Below are 13,805 nucleotides of genomic sequence, written 5' to 3'. Positions count from 1 at the left end.
CGAAAAGCCGCTGCTCAGCAACCTTGTGCCTGCTCGACGTAGTGGCGCAACGCCTTTACGTCGAGCGGTCCCGGGACGCGGAGCGCCCGCGGGAACGCCCTGCGGCGCACTGCCTGGTCGAGACAGACCGGGGCGGGGTGTACGTACGCACCCCGGCCGGGAAGCGTACCGCGAGGATCAGGGACGCACGCGTCCTCGATCACCACGATCCGCAGCAGCTCGCTCTTGACCGCTCGCTCCCGGCACCCCACGCAAGTGCGCTCAGGGCATACGCCAGCACGTGTCCGGCCAGACACTCCTCAGTCTACCTCCCCGGACCGACCTCACCCCCTGGGGGCAAGAATCGAACACTCGCCGCGCGTGAAGCTGTCGTGATCTCAGCGACGCGCGGCTTGGATCTATTCCCCGGCCTGGTCCCCGGACTGCTCGGTGTCCGGCCGGATGTCGATACGCCAGCCGGTCAGACGGGCGGCGAGGCGGGCGTTCTGCCCCTCCTTGCCGATCGCCAGGGACAGCTGGTAGTCCGGCACGGTCACCCGGGCGGACCGGGCGGCCATGTCGACGATGTCCACCCGGGAGACCCGGGCCGGCGACAGGGCGTTCGCCACCATCTCGGCCGGGTCGTCGGACCAGTCGACGATGTCGATCTTCTCGCCGTTCAGTTCACCCATCACGTTGCGCACCCGGCCTCCCATGGGGCCGATGCAGGCTCCCTTGGCGTTCAGGCCCGACCGGGTGGAACGGACGGCGATCTTCGTGCGGTGACCGGCCTCACGGGCGATCGCGGAGATCTCCACGGAGCCGTCGGCGATCTCCGGCACCTCGAGGGCGAACAGCTTCTTCACCAGGTTGGGGTGCGTGCGCGACAGCGTCACGGACGGGCCGCGGACGCCCTTGGCCACCCGGACGACGTACGACCGCAGCCGCATGCCGTGCGGGTAGGTCTCGCCGGGGACCTGCTCCTGCACCGGCAGGATGGCCTCCAGCTTGCCGATGTCGACCAGCACGTTCTTCGGGTCGCGGCCCTGCTGGACCACGCCGGTGACGATGTCGCCCTCGCGGCCGGCGTACTCGCCGAGCGTCGCGTCGTCCTCGGCGTCGCGCAGGCGCTGCAGGATGACCTGCTTGGCCGTGGTGGCGGCGATACGGCCGAAGCCGGACGGGGTGTCGTCGAACTCGCGGGCCTCCTGGCCCTCCTCGAGGTCCTCGGGGTCCTCCTTCGCCCACACGGTCACATGTCCGGTCTCCCGGTTGAGCTCCACGCGCGCGTGCCGGCGGCTTCCCTCGGTGCGGTGGTAGGCGATGAGGAGGGCCGATTCGATCGCCTCGACCAGCAGTTCGAGGGAGATCTCCTTCTCCCGTACCAAGAGCCGAAGAGCACTCATGTCGATGTCCACGATTACGCCTCCTCTTCCTTCTCGTCGTTCTTCTTGTCGGACGCGTCGTCCTTGCGGTTGAACTCGACCTGGACGCGCGCCCTGGTGATGTCGTCGAAGGCGAGTCTGCGCGCGGTGGCCTTGCGGCCCTTCACTCCGGGCACCTCGAGGTCGAGTCCCTCGTCGTCGGCCCGCAGGATCCTCGCGTCCAGTTCGCCGCCCTCGGCCAGCTGGAACCGCACCAGGCGGCCGGTGGCGCGCACGTAGTGCCGGTGCTCGGTCAGGAGGCGCTCCGCGCCCGGGGTTCCGACCTCGAGGGTGTACTCCGCGCTGCCCATCGCGTCGGTCTCGTCGAGCTTCGCCGAGAGCGCGCGGCTCACATCGGCGATCCGGTCCAGGTCCGCTCCGGTGTCGGAGTCGACGACGACGCGCAGCACACGCTTGCGGCCGACCGAGTCCACGGCGATCTCTTCGAGATCCAGGCCCTGGGAGCTGACGAGCGGTTCCAGAAGTGCTCGAAGCCTCTCGCTCTGGGTGGTGCTCATCCGGGTGACTCCTCGGCCGCGTGTGCTGTTGTGGGACGGTGCGCGTGTCTGGTCAAAGGGTATCCGGTCGCGGAGGGTGTTGCTGTCCACCGGTCACACAGGGTGCCGCTGAGCGCCACCGGGCGGGCTCACGGGTACCGTGATCACGGGCCCCGGCCCTCCCTTTTCGTCGCTGCGTTCGTACGAACCCCCCGAGGACGTGTGCCGTGTCGTTCCCCCCGTCTCCGCGCGCCCGTTCGGGGCCGCGCAGAAGGAGTCTGCTCGCCGTCGCCCCCGCGGCCCTTCTGGTGGCGGGCTGTTCCGCAGGGCCCGGGGACTCCGGGGCCGGCGGCGGCAGCCGCCCTTCGGCCGCCGACCGGGCCCGCGCGCGTGCGGCCCGGGACAGCGGGGAGCTGGTCGCGCGGTACGACGCCGTCGTGGCCGCGCACCCGAAGCTGGCGGAGCGGCTGCGGCCGCTGCGCGCGGAGGTCGTGCGGCATGCGGAGGCGTTCGGGGGCACGGCGGATTCCTCGCCGTCGCCCTCCGCTTCCGCTTCCGCTTCCGCTTCCGGGACGCCGGGTTCCGGGAAGGCGGGCCCGAGCGCCTCCCCGGCCGCGGTGCCCGCGAAGCCGAAGGACGCCCTCGCCGAACTGGCGGCCGCAGAGCGGGAGATCGCCGACCGGCGCGTGAAGGCGCTGCTGGACGCGCCGGGTGAGCTGGCGCGGCTGCTGGCCTCGGTCGCGGCGGCCGGCGCGGCGCATGTGTATCTGCTGACGGAGGCATGACGGTGAGTGAGGCGCGCGAGGCGAAGGACCGGGAACTGCGGGCCCTGCAGGCGGCGCTGGCCGCGGAGCACGCCGCGGTGTACGGCTACGGGGTCGTCGGCGGGCGGATCGGCAAGGACCGGCGCCCCGAGGCGCGTACGGCGTACGACGCGCACCGGGCGCGCAGGGACGCGCTGGTGCGCGCGGTGAAGGACGTGGGCGGCGAGCCGGTGGCGGCCGCCGCGGGGTACGCGCTGCCGTTCCAGGTGCCTGACGCTGCGGCGGCGGTCCGGCTGGCGGCGGAGCTGGAGGACCGGGTGGCCGGGGTGTACGGCGACCTGGTGCGTGCCGGCACGGGCGAACGGCGCCGGGAGGCGGCCGACGCGATGCGGGAGGCGGCGGTGCGGTCGGTGCGCTGGAGCAGCCGGAGCGTAGCCTTCCCTGGGCTCGCCGAGCGGGGCGGTCCGGCTTCGGGGAGCCCGGCGCCGACGACGTGACAGGGCGGCAGGCACCGCTGGGAGCAGGAAGGGAACGACTCGCGCATGGTTTTCGCACCGCCGCAGCGTCTGGTGAGGGCGCTCGGTGAGACGGCCCCCGAGGGTGACGACTGGCTGGAGAGGCTGCCGGAGGCGGCGCAGGAGGCCGTCGCACGGCGCGAGTTGACCGTGGAGCGGGTGCAGGTGCCGGGCGGGCGCAGCAGCCTGGTGGTGCTGGTGCGGACGGCCGACGGGACGCCCGCGGTGCTGAAGCTGGCGCCGCGCCGGGCGCGCCCGGAGAGCGAGCGGGCGGCGCTGGCCCACTGGGACGGGCGGGGAGCGGTCCAGTTGCTGGAGCCGCCGGCTTCCTCCGGGACTGGGGCCGGGGCCGGAACCGAGGGCGTGCTGCTGCTGGAACGGCTGCATCCGGATGTCTCGGTGCGGTCGTTGCCGGAGGCGAAGGCGTTGCTGGAGGCGGCGGGGACGCTGCGCCGGCTGTGGGTGGACCCGCCGGACGGGCACGACTTCGAGACGGTGGCCGAGCGGACGGGGCGGCAGGCGCGGGCGATGCGTGCGAGCGCGGACGCCGACCCGGAGGTGGCGCCGCTGGTGGAGGCGGCGCTGGCGGCCCGGGAGGAACTGGTGGCGGCGCCGCCCGAGCGGCGTCTGCTGCACGGCACGTTCCGGCAGAGCAAGGTGCTGAGCGGGGAGCGGATGCCGTGGCTGGCGGTGGGGCCGGACCCGGTGGTCGGGGAGCAGGCGTTCGATCTCGCGCGGCTGGTGCGAGATCGGGTGGAGGATCTGATCGCCCAGCCGGCGGGGGCCACGACTACGCGGCGGCGGGTGAAGCGGCTCGCGGAGTCGCTGGAGGTCGACCGGGAGCGGCTGGCCGGGTGGACGCTGTTCCGGGCGGTGGAGTCGGGGGTGCGGGCGCGGCGTGTGGGGCGGGAGCGGGACGCGGAACTCCTGCTGGAGTTCGCCGGCTGGCTCTGAGGGTGTCTTGCTGGGCAGCGCGTTGACGCCGGGCGGGGAAGGCGGAGCGAGCCGGCGCCTGCCGGGTGCCGCTGCGCCCACCCTCCCCCACTCTCGGCTTCGCTCGAGCGGGAGGTGCCCCCACCGCCCATGCGGCACGACTGCCCGCAGCTGCGGCGGGGGTGCCCGCAGCTGCGGCGGGGCCCACCACCTGTGGTGGTGGGCCCAGGCGGTCAGGGGGTGAGGCGGGTGAGGGCTTCTTCGATGGTCAGCTCCTCGCGCTCGCCCGTGCGGCGGTCCTTGAGCTCGACGACGCCCTCCGCGGCGCGGCGGCCCGCGACCAGGATCTGCGGGACGCCGATCAGCTCCGAGTCGGTGAACTTCACACCCGGGGAGACTCCCGGACGGTCGTCGACCAGGACCCGCAGACCGGCGGCGGACAGCTTCTCGGAGACCTCGAGCGCGAGCTCCGTCTGCAGCGCCTTGCCCGCGGCGACCACGTGGACGTCGGCCGGGGCGACCTCCGCGGGCCAGCACAGCCCCTTGTCGTCGGCGGTCTGCTCGGCGAGCGCCGCCACCGCGCGGGAGACGCCGATGCCGTAGGAGCCCATGGTGACGCGGACCGGCTTGCCGTTCTGGCCGAGGACGTCGAGCTTGAGGGCGTCGGCGTACTTGCGGCCCAGCTGGAAGATGTGGCCGATCTCGATGGCGCGGTCCAGGCGCAGTCCCGTGCCGCACTTCGGGCAGGGGTCGCCTTCCTGCACCACGACCACGTCGACGTACGCGTCGGCCTCGAAGTCCCGGCCGGCGACCACGTTCTTCGTGTGCGTGCCGGCCTTGTTGGCGCCCGTGATCCAGGCGGTGCCCGGCGCCACGCGCGGGTCGGCGATGTACGTCACCTTGTCCAGGCCCTGCGGGCCGACGTAGCCGCGCACCAGGTCGGGACGGGTGGCGAAGTCCGCCTCGGTGACCATCTCCACGGTGGCCGGGGCGAAGTGCGCCTCGACCTTGCCCATGTCGACCTCACGGTCACCGGGGACGCCCACCGCGACGATCTCGCCGTCGACCTTGACCAGCAGGTTCTTCAGCGTGGCCGAGGCCGGCACGCCGAGCGAAGCGGCGAGGGTCTCGATGGTCGGGGTGTCGGGGGTGGGGATGTCCTCGGCGGCCGGGACAGCGGTGGCGTCGACCGGCTTCAGCTCGTAGGAGATCGCCTCGGTGTTGGCGGCGAAGTCGCAGTTCGGGCAGTCCGCGAAGGTGTCCTCGCCGGCCTCGGCGGGGGCGAGGAACTCCTCGGACTTGGAGCCGCCCATGGCGCCGGCGGTGGCCGCGCAGATGCGGTAGTCCAGGCCGAGGCGCTCGAAGACCTTCTGGTAGGCCGCGCGGTGCAGGGCGTACGACTTCGCCAGCCCCTCGTCCTCAAGGTCGAAGGAGTAGGAGTCCTTCATCAGGAACTCGCGGCCGCGCAGGATGCCGGCCCGGGGGCGGGCCTCGTCCCGGTACTTGCTCTGGATCTGGTAGAGGATCACCGGCAGGTCCTTGTAGGAGGACGCCTGGTCCTTCACCATCAGCGTGAAGATCTCCTCGTGGGTGGGGCCGAGGAGGTAGTCGCCGCCCTTGCGGTCCTGGAGGCGGAACAGCTCGGGGCCGTACTCGTCCCAGCGGCCGGTCGCCTCGTAGGGCTCACGCGGCAGCAGGGCGGGGAGCAGGACCTCCTGGGCGCCGATGGCGTCCATCTCCTCGCGGACGATGCGCTCGACGTTGGCCAGGACCTTCTTGCCGAGGGGCAGCCACGTCCAGATGCCGGCGGCGGTACGGCGGACATAGCCCGCGCGGACCAGCAGCTTGTGGCTGAGGACCTCGGCGTCCGCCGGGTCGTCGCGCAGCGTCTTCGCCATCAACTGGGACATGCGCTGGACCGGTGCGTTCGCCATGGTTTACGTACTCCTGCTGCGTCTGGGTGATGACAGGAGGTTAGCCGGGCGGGACGGGGCGGCGGAAATCGGTTATCGGCTGTCCGCGCGAAGCAGGGGCAGCGGGGCGCCCATGACGGCGTAGGGCTTGGCGGCGCTGGGGAAGTTCACCTGGCGGGCGAGGTCCTGGTAGCCGAGCGAGCGGTAGAGGTGGCGGGCGGGGCTGTCGACGTCGATCGCGGAGAGGATCGAGCGGGGCTGGTCGGCGCCGTCGGTGATGGTGGTGATCAGGGCGCGGCCGATGCCGTGCTTCTGGTACCGGGGGTGGACGTGCAGCTCGGTGATGACGAAGGAGTCGTCGAGCCAGTCGTCGTGGCCCCGGGCGCGCAGATAGGGCTCGACGACGGTGGACCACCAGTGGGCGCGGTCGTTGGGCATGCCGTAGACGAAGCCGACGAGGCGGCCCTTGACGGTGGCGCCGAAGGCCCGGGCGCCGGGGAAGGTCATGTGGCGCAGCACGATCTGCCGGCGTACGGCCACCTCGTCGGGGCCGAGCCCGAACGCCACGGCCTGCACCGCCAGCGCCTCGTCGACGTGGCCGGGCAGGTCGAGGGGGCCGATCACGATGTCGTCGGGCTGGTGGCGGCCGTGACCGGGAAAGCGCAGCATGCCGGGGAGACTACAGGGCGCGTCCGCTCAGAACAGCACGCTCATGAAGGCGCCGACCTCCTGGAAGCCGACCCTCTTGTACGTCCTGCGGGCGGGCGTGTTGAAGTCGTTGACGTAGAGGCTGGCCACGGGGGCGATGTCCGTCAGGGCGTAGCGCAGGACGGCGGCCATGCCGGGGGCGGCGATGCCCCTGCCCCGGTGCTCGGGGGCCACCCAGACGCCCTGGATCTGGCAGGCCCGGTCGGTGGCGGCGCCGATCTCGGCCTTGAAGACGACCTTGCCGTCGGCGTCGAAGCGGGCGAAGGAGCGGCCGGCGCCGACGAGCTCGGCGACCCGGGCCTGGTAGAGCAGGCCGCCGTCGCCGGCCAGCGGGGAGACGCCGACCTCCTCGGTGAACATGGCCACGCACGCCGGCATGATCGTCTGCAGTTCGTCCTTGCGGACGCGGCGGACGCGGGGGTCCGGGGCTATGACGTCGGACACGCGGTCGGTGACCATGAGGGGCTGGTGGGTGCGGACCTCGCGGGCCGGGCCCCACTGGGGTTCGAGCAGCCGCCAGAGCGCGGCGGTGGGCTCGGCCGGGCCGACGACGGAGGAGCAGCGGCGGCCCGCCCGGCGGGCGCGGTCGGCGAAGGCGCGGACGGCCCGTGGGGTGGCGCAGATGGGCACCAGGTTGGCGCCGGCGTAGCAGAGGGACGTCAGGACGCCCCCCTCGTACCAGCCCCACATCTCGCCGCCGAGCCGCCACGGGTCGAGGCCCGCGATCTGGACGCGGGCCTTCACGAAGGCGTTCGAGACCGGCTCGCGGTCGAGTATCGCGAGGGCGGCGTCCAGGTCGCTCGGTTCGAGGACCCGGGAAGTGGTCTGCGTCAACAAGTGCGGGGCCTTCACACAAGGGGGTCTGCTGGTTTCCGCACTGTACCCGCGGATCCCGGGGGCCGCCGCCCCCGGACCCCGGCTTGGCCTCCTCCGCGGCCCGGGCGGCTCCGCCCGGGCCTCCGGACGGTCCGTCAGCCGGCCACCGAGATCTGCGGTTCGCCGGACGTCACGCCGTCCTTCTCCATCTGCTCGGCGATCTTCATCGCCTCCTCGATCAGCGTCTCCACGATCTTCGACTCGGGGACGGTCTTGATGACCTCGCCCTTCACGAAGATCTGCCCCTTGCCGTTGCCGGAGGCGACGCCGAGGTCGGCCTCGCGGGCCTCGCCGGGGCCGTTGACGACGCAGCCCATGACGGCGACGCGCAGCGGGACCTCCATGCCCTCCAGGCCGGCCGTGACCTCCTCGGCGAGCTTGTAGACGTCGACCTGGGCGCGGCCGCAGGACGGGCAGGAGACGATCTCCAGGCCGCGCTGACGCAGGTTCAGCGACTCCAGGATCTGGATGCCGACCTTGATCTCCTCGACCGGCGGGGCGGACAGCGACACCCGGATGGTGTCGCCGATGCCCTGCGAAAGCAGCGCCCCGAAGGCGACGGCGGACTTGATGGTGCCCTGGAAGGCGGGGCCCGCCTCGGTGACGCCGAGGTGCAGCGGGTAGTCGCACTGGGCGGCGAGCTGGCGGTAGGCCTCGACCATCACGACCGGGTCGTTGTGCTTGACGGAGATCTTGATGTCCCGGAAGTCGTGCTCCTCGAAGAGCGACGCCTCCCACAGGGCGGACTCGGCCAGCGCCTCGGGGGTCGCCTTGCCGTACTTCTGGAGCAGGCGCCGGTCCAGGGACCCGGCGTTCACGCCGATGCGGATCGGGGTGCCGTGGTCCTTGGCCGCCTTGGCGATCTCCTTGACCTTGTCGTCGAACTGCTTGATGTTGCCCGGGTTCACGCGGACCGCCGCGCAGCCGGCCTCGATCGCGGCGAAGACGTACTTGGGCTGGAAGTGGATGTCGGCGATCACCGGGATCTGCGACTTGCGGGCGATGGTCGCGAGCGCGTCGGCGTCGTCCTGGGTGGGACAGGCGACCCGGACGATCTGGCACCCGGAGGCGGTCAGCTCGGCGATCTGCTGGAGGGTCGCCCCGATGTCGGACGTACGCGTGGTCGTCATCGACTGCACGGACACGGGGGCGTCCCCGCCCACCGCCACTGACCCGACCTGGATCTGCCGGGTCTTCCGGCGCTCGGCGAGCTTGGTCGGAACGGACGGCATGCCGAGAGAAATCGCAGTCATCTGCTGTGCAACCCCAAGTCGTGGATCTAGGTCCGGCTCCCCGTGAGCAGCGGGCTCCGCGCTCCGAGATTACGGCAATGGCCGACGCCGGGGCACATCGCGCCGGTAAACCCGCTCGAAGGGCGACGGCCCGGAACCACAGGGTTCCGGGCCGCCGTGAACGGAAGGTGTCGTCCGCGGGCCCCGGCCGGGGCCGGGGCGAGGGGCACTACGAGATCCGTATCGGGTTCACCACGTCCGCGATCAGGACGAGGATCGTGAAGCAGACGAAGACCCCGGCGACCACGTACGCCACCGGCATCAGTTTCGCCACGTCGAACGGGCCGGGGTCGGGACGGCGCAGCACCCTGGCGAGGTTGCGGCGCAGCGACTCCCAGAGGGCGCCCGCGATGTGCCCGCCGTCGAGCGGCAGCAGCGGGAGCATGTTGAACAGGAACAGGGAGAGGTTGAAGCCGGCGAGCAGCATCACGAACATGGCGAGCTGCTGCGAGGCGGGGATGTCGAGGGTGGCGATCTCGCCGCCGACCCGGGCCGCGCCGACGACGCCCATCGGCGAGTCGGGTTCGCGGGGGCCGTCGCCGAAGGCCGCGTCCCACAGGGCGGGGACCTTGGAGGGCAGTGCGGCGAGGGAGTCGACGGCGTCGCCGACCCGGTCGGTCATCCAGGTCACGGAGTCGCCGAAGTCCTGTTTGACCACTCCGGTGGCCGCGCTGAAGCCGAGGAAGCCGGCCTTGACGTACTCGTCCTCGACGTAGGCGCCGTTGCCGTCCTTCTTGGCGACCAGGTTGGTGGCGATCTTCGCCTGGAGGGTCACCTCACGGCCGTCGCGCTCGACGACGATCGGCACGCTCTTGCCTGCGCTGTCGCGGATCAGGTCGGAGAGCGTGCCCCAGTCCTCGGTGCGGACGCCGCCGAAGGCGACGATCCGGTCGCCGGCCTTCATGCCGGCCGCCTCGGCCGGGGACTCGGGGTCCGCGGCCTTGCACTTGTCGCGGTTCTCGCTCTGCGAGATGACGCAGGGGGAGACCGAGCTGACCGTGGTGGTCTGCTGCTGGATGCCGAAGCCCATCAGCACGGTCAGGAACAGGACGACCGCGAGGATCAGGTTCATGAACGGGCCGGCGAACATCACGACGACCCGTTTCCACGGCTTGCGCGTGTAGAAGAGCCGCTTGTCGTCGCCGGGCTTGAGCTCCTCGAAGGCGGCGGAGCGGGCGTCCTCGATCATGCCCCGCCACGGCGAGGTGGAGCGGGCCTCCAGCCGGCCGTCGGGGCCCGGCGGGAACATGCCGATCATGCGGATGTAGCCGCCGAACGGGATCGCCTTGACGCCGTACTCGGTCTCGCCCCTGTTCCGCGACCAGAGGGTCGGTCCGAAGCCGACCATGTACTGGGGCACGCGGATGCCGAACAGCTTGGCGGTGGACAGGTGGCCCAGTTCGTGCCAGGCGATCGAGAAGAGCAGGCCGGCCGCGAAGACGACTATGCCGAGGATGAACATCAGGGTCGTCATGCACGCGCCTCCGCGCTCGCCGTCCGGACTGTCAGTTCCCGGGCCCGCTTGCGCGCCCAGGTCTCCGCTTCGAGGACGTCCGACACGGTCAGCGGGGTTCCCGTCGCCGGGGTGCCGTGTTCCTCGACCACCCGGGTGACGGTCTCCATGATCCCGTTGAAGGGCAGCGCGCCGGCGCGGAACGCCTCCACGCACTCCTCGTTCGCGGCATTGAACACCGCCGGGGCGGTTCCCGCGAGCTCGCCGACGTGCCGGGCGAGGTTCACCGAGGGGAACGCCTCGTTGTCGAGGGGGAAGAACTCCCAGGTGGACGCCTTGCTCCAGTCGAAGACCGGGGCGGCGTCGGGAATCCGTTCGGGCCAGCCGAGGCCGATGGCGATGGGCCCGCGCATGTCGGGGGGCGTCGCCTGCGCCAGTGTCGATCCGTCCGTGAACTCAACCATCGAGTGGACATACGACTGCGGGTGCACGACGACCTCAATGCGGTCGAAGGGAATGTCGTAGAGCAGGTGCGCCTCGATGACCTCCAGACCCTTGTTGACGAGGGTCGCGGAGTTGATCGTGATGACCGGGCCCATGGCCCAGGTGGGGTGGGCGAGGGCGTCCTCGACGGTGACGTCCGCCAGCTGTTCCCTGGTGCGGCCGCGGAAGGGGCCGCCGGAGGCGGTGACGACGAGCTTGCGCACATCGGCCCGGGTGCCGGCGGCCAGCGCCTGGAAGAGGGCGGCGTGCTCGGAGTCGACCGGGATGATCTGACCCGGCGCGGCCAGCGCCCTGACCAGCGGGCCGCCGACGATCAGCGACTCCTTGTTGGCGAGCGCGAGGGTGCGGCCCGCCTCCAGTGCGGCGAGGGTCGGGGCGAGCCCGATGGACCCGGTGATGCCGTTGAGGACGGTGTGGCAGTCGGAGGCGGCGAGCCGGGTGGCCGCGTCCTTCCCGGCCAGGATCTCGGGCAGCGGCTCCCCCGGCCCGTACTGCGCGGACAGCGCCTCGCGCAGCGCCGGTACGACGTCCTCGCGGGCGACGGCGACCGTGCGCACCCGGAGCAGGCGGGCCTGCTCGGCGAGGAGGGCGACCCGGCCGCCGTTGGCGGACAGGGCGGTGACCCGGAAGCGGTCGGGGTTGCGCAGCACGAGGTCGATGGCCTGGGTGCCGATCGACCCGGTGGAGCCGAGGATCACCACGTCCTTCGGGCCGTCTCCCGCGACGGGGTCGTACACCAGGTGCGGGTCGGCGAGGGGAGCTGGAGCGTCGGTCATGGACCCCATTGTGTCGGGTCGCGCGCACCGCCGGGGCCCCGCCCCGGCGGCCCGGGGGTGTGTCGTGCGCGGCGCCGGTGCGGGAGGGGCCGGTTCCGCGGGCCGGCCCCTCCCGTCCGCGCGGATCAGCGGATCGGCCGGTGCGCGTTGTCACGCCGGGACGGGCCCGGGGTGGCGTCGGCGATCCAGGGGCCGTCGTCCGAGGGGTCGATGACGCCCTGCTCCAGCCACTCGTACGTGCCGGCGAGGACGCCCTTGACGACCTTGCGGTCGATGTCGTCGGTGTTGTTCCACAGCCGGCCGAAGAGCTCCTCGACGCGGACGCGGGCCTGGCGGCAGAAGACGTCGGCGAGCTGGTAGGCCTCGCGGCCGTTCTCGCCGCGGCCGCGCAGGAGTTCCGCGCGGACGCAGGCGGCGCTCATCGCGAACAGTTCGGCGCCGATGTCGACGATCCGTCCCAGGAAGCCCTGTTTGGTCTCCATCTTCCCCTGCCAGCGGGACATGGCGTAGAAGGTGGAGCGGGCCAGCTTGCGGGAGGTGCGCTCGACGTAGCGCAGGTGCGGGGACAGGTCGATGCCGTGCTTGAACTCGCCGTAGGAGCCGGGCAGCTGTCCCGGTCCGGCGACGAGTTTCGGCAGCCATCTGGCGTAGAAGACGCCCGCGTTGGCGCCCGCCCTGGCCTTGTCGCCCAGTGACTTCCGGGGGTCGATGAGATCGCCCGCGACCGAGAGGTGGGCGTCGACGGCCTCACGGGCGATGAGCAGGTGCATGATCTCGGTGGAGCCCTCGAAGATGCGGTTGATGCGCAGGTCGCGCAGCATCTGCTCGGCCGGTACGGCCCGTTCGCCGCGGGCGCTGAGGGACGCGGCGGTCTCGAAGCCGCGTCCGCCGCGGATCTGGACCAGTTCGTCGGCCATCAGCCAGGCCATCTCGGAGCCGTACAGCTTGGCGAGGGCGGCCTCGATGCGGATGTCGTTGCGGTTCTCGTCGGCCATCTGCGAGGACAGGTCGACCACGGCTTCGAGGGCGAAGGTGGTGGCGGCGATGAAAGCGATCTTGGAGCCGACGGCCTCGTGCAGCGCCACCGGCTTGCCCCACTGCTCGCGGGCCGCCGACCACTCGCGGGCGATCTTCAGGCACCACTTGCCGGAGCCGACGCACATCGCGGGAAGCGACAGGCGGCCGGTGTTGAGGGTGGTGAGGGCGATCTTGAGGCCCTGGCCCTCCTCGCCGATGCGGTGGGAGGCGGGGACGCGGACCCGGTGGAAGCGGGTGACGCCGTTCTCCAGGCCGCGCAGGCCCATGAAGGCGTTGCGGTTCTCGACGGTGACGCCCTCGGAGGCCGCCTCGACCACGAACGCGGTGATGCCGCCCCGGTGGCCCTCGGACTTCGGCACCCTCGCCATGACCACGAGGAGGTCGGCGACGACCCCGTTGGTGGTCCACAGCTTCACCCCGTCGAGGACGTAGTCGTCGCCCTCGGGGACGGCGGTGGTGGCAAGCCGGGCCGGGTCCGAGCCGACGTCCGGCTCGGTGAGCAGGAAGGCGGAGATGTCGGTGCGGGCGCAGCGCGGCAGGAAGGTCTCCTTCTGCTCCTTCGTGCCGAAGATCTTCAGCGGCTGCGGGACGCCGATCGACTGGTGGGCGGAGAGCAGCGCGCCGATCGCCGGGTTGGCGGAGCCGACCAGGGCGAGGGCCTTGTTGTAGTACACCTGGGTGAGGCCCAGGCCGCCGTACTTGGTGTCGATCTTCATGCCGAAGGCGCCGAGCTCCTTGAGCCCGGTGATCACCTCGTCGGGGATCAGCGCGTCGCGCTCGATCCGGGCTCCGTCGATCTTCGTCTCGCAGAAGTCGCGGAGCTTGGCGAGGAACTCCTCCCCGCGCTGGACGTGCTCGTCGTCGGGAAGGGGGTGGGGGTGGATCAGGTCGAGCCGGAAGCGGCCGAGGAACAGTTCCTTGGCGAAGCTGGGCTTGCGCCAGTCCTGCTCCCTGGCTGCCTCCGCGACCTCGCGGGCCTCACGTTCGGTGACCGTGGGCCGGGACGGAGACTCGGGTACTGCGGACATGAGGCTCACCTCGCCGCGAATGGGATCGTGTCATTACATTACTGACTGGTGCTACCCGTTCGTATGTACCCGATGCGCGGTCGCCCCGCCACCCTTCGTGCGGCC

Annotated in this window: 13 protein-coding genes; 3 read left to right on the top strand and 10 right to left on the bottom strand. The window is 71.8% G+C overall.

Annotated features, from left to right (window positions below; genetic code table 11):
* Positions 1 to 14: 14 nt before the first annotated feature.
* The 3 genes from CNQ36_RS28655 to rimP form a co-directional block, all read right to left on the bottom strand.
* Positions 15 to 296 (bottom strand): YlxR family protein, encoded by a 282-nt coding sequence (locus CNQ36_RS28655; protein WP_004924746.1) that lies wholly within the window; start codon positions 294 to 296, stop codon positions 15 to 17.
* A 102-nt stretch (positions 297 to 398) separates the two neighbouring features.
* Positions 399 to 1,397, bottom strand: coding sequence for a transcription termination factor NusA (gene nusA / locus CNQ36_RS28650; protein ID WP_004924747.1), 999 nt, complete (start codon positions 1,395 to 1,397; stop codon positions 399 to 401).
* A gap of 2 nt (positions 1,398 to 1,399) precedes the next feature.
* A complete protein-coding gene (gene rimP, locus CNQ36_RS28645; RefSeq protein ID WP_121548101.1) occupies positions 1,400 to 1,921 on the bottom strand; it encodes a ribosome maturation factor RimP in 522 nt (173 codons plus the stop codon).
* A gap of 206 nt (positions 1,922 to 2,127) precedes the next feature.
* Between rimP and CNQ36_RS28640 the strand changes: the two genes are divergently transcribed.
* From CNQ36_RS28640 to CNQ36_RS28630, 3 genes are read left to right on the top strand one after another with little or no spacing between them, the layout of a single operon-like run.
* Positions 2,128 to 2,685 carry a hypothetical protein gene (locus CNQ36_RS28640; protein WP_121548100.1) on the top strand — a complete coding sequence of 186 codons (558 nt, stop codon included), beginning with the start codon at positions 2,128 to 2,130 and terminating at the stop codon, positions 2,683 to 2,685.
* Positions 2,682 to 3,161, top strand: coding sequence for a ferritin-like domain-containing protein (locus CNQ36_RS28635; protein WP_121548099.1), 480 nt, complete (start codon positions 2,682 to 2,684; stop codon positions 3,159 to 3,161). Before CNQ36_RS28640 ends, CNQ36_RS28635 begins: the two co-directional genes overlap by 4 nt.
* Before the next feature lie 45 nt (positions 3,162 to 3,206).
* Complete coding sequence (locus tag CNQ36_RS28630) at positions 3,207 to 4,133, top strand: aminoglycoside phosphotransferase family protein (RefSeq protein ID WP_121548098.1); 927 nt, start codon at positions 3,207 to 3,209, stop codon at positions 4,131 to 4,133.
* Positions 4,134 to 4,345: 212 nt separating this feature from the next.
* On the opposite strand, the gene CNQ36_RS28625 is transcribed toward CNQ36_RS28630, so the two are convergent.
* The 7 genes from CNQ36_RS28625 to CNQ36_RS28595 form a co-directional block, all read right to left on the bottom strand.
* Complete coding sequence (locus tag CNQ36_RS28625) at positions 4,346 to 6,046, bottom strand: proline--tRNA ligase (protein ID WP_004924751.1); 1,701 nt, start codon at positions 6,044 to 6,046, stop codon at positions 4,346 to 4,348.
* Between the two features lie 72 nt (positions 6,047 to 6,118).
* Positions 6,119 to 6,694 (bottom strand): GNAT family N-acetyltransferase, encoded by a 576-nt coding sequence (locus CNQ36_RS28620; RefSeq protein WP_121548097.1) that lies wholly within the window; start codon positions 6,692 to 6,694, stop codon positions 6,119 to 6,121.
* A 27-nt stretch (positions 6,695 to 6,721) separates the two neighbouring features.
* Positions 6,722 to 7,570, bottom strand: a complete 849-nt coding sequence (locus CNQ36_RS28615) for a GNAT family N-acetyltransferase (protein ID WP_163013385.1) — start codon at positions 7,568 to 7,570, stop codon at positions 6,722 to 6,724.
* A gap of 134 nt (positions 7,571 to 7,704) precedes the next feature.
* Positions 7,705 to 8,862 carry a flavodoxin-dependent (E)-4-hydroxy-3-methylbut-2-enyl-diphosphate synthase gene (gene ispG / locus CNQ36_RS28610; RefSeq protein ID WP_121548095.1) on the bottom strand — a complete coding sequence of 386 codons (1,158 nt, stop codon included), beginning with the start codon at positions 8,860 to 8,862 and terminating at the stop codon, positions 7,705 to 7,707.
* 208 nt (positions 8,863 to 9,070) lie between these two features.
* Entirely contained in the window at positions 9,071 to 10,363 is a 1,293-nt protein-coding gene (locus tag CNQ36_RS28605) for a M50 family metallopeptidase (RefSeq protein WP_004924757.1), read from the bottom strand.
* A gap of 8 nt (positions 10,364 to 10,371) precedes the next feature.
* Positions 10,372 to 11,634 (bottom strand): 1-deoxy-D-xylulose-5-phosphate reductoisomerase, encoded by a 1,263-nt coding sequence (dxr, locus tag CNQ36_RS28600; RefSeq protein ID WP_004924758.1) that lies wholly within the window; start codon positions 11,632 to 11,634, stop codon positions 10,372 to 10,374.
* Positions 11,635 to 11,759: 125 nt separating this feature from the next.
* Positions 11,760 to 13,700, bottom strand: coding sequence for an acyl-CoA dehydrogenase family protein (locus tag CNQ36_RS28595; protein ID WP_040906045.1), 1,941 nt, complete (start codon positions 13,698 to 13,700; stop codon positions 11,760 to 11,762).
* Positions 13,701 to 13,805 lie beyond the last annotated feature (105 nt).

Origin of the sequence: Streptomyces fungicidicus, from assembly GCF_003665435.1 — a bacterium.
Lineage (GTDB): Bacteria > Actinomycetota > Actinomycetes > Streptomycetales > Streptomycetaceae > Streptomyces > Streptomyces fungicidicus.
This window is presented reverse-complemented; position numbering and strand designations above follow the sequence as displayed.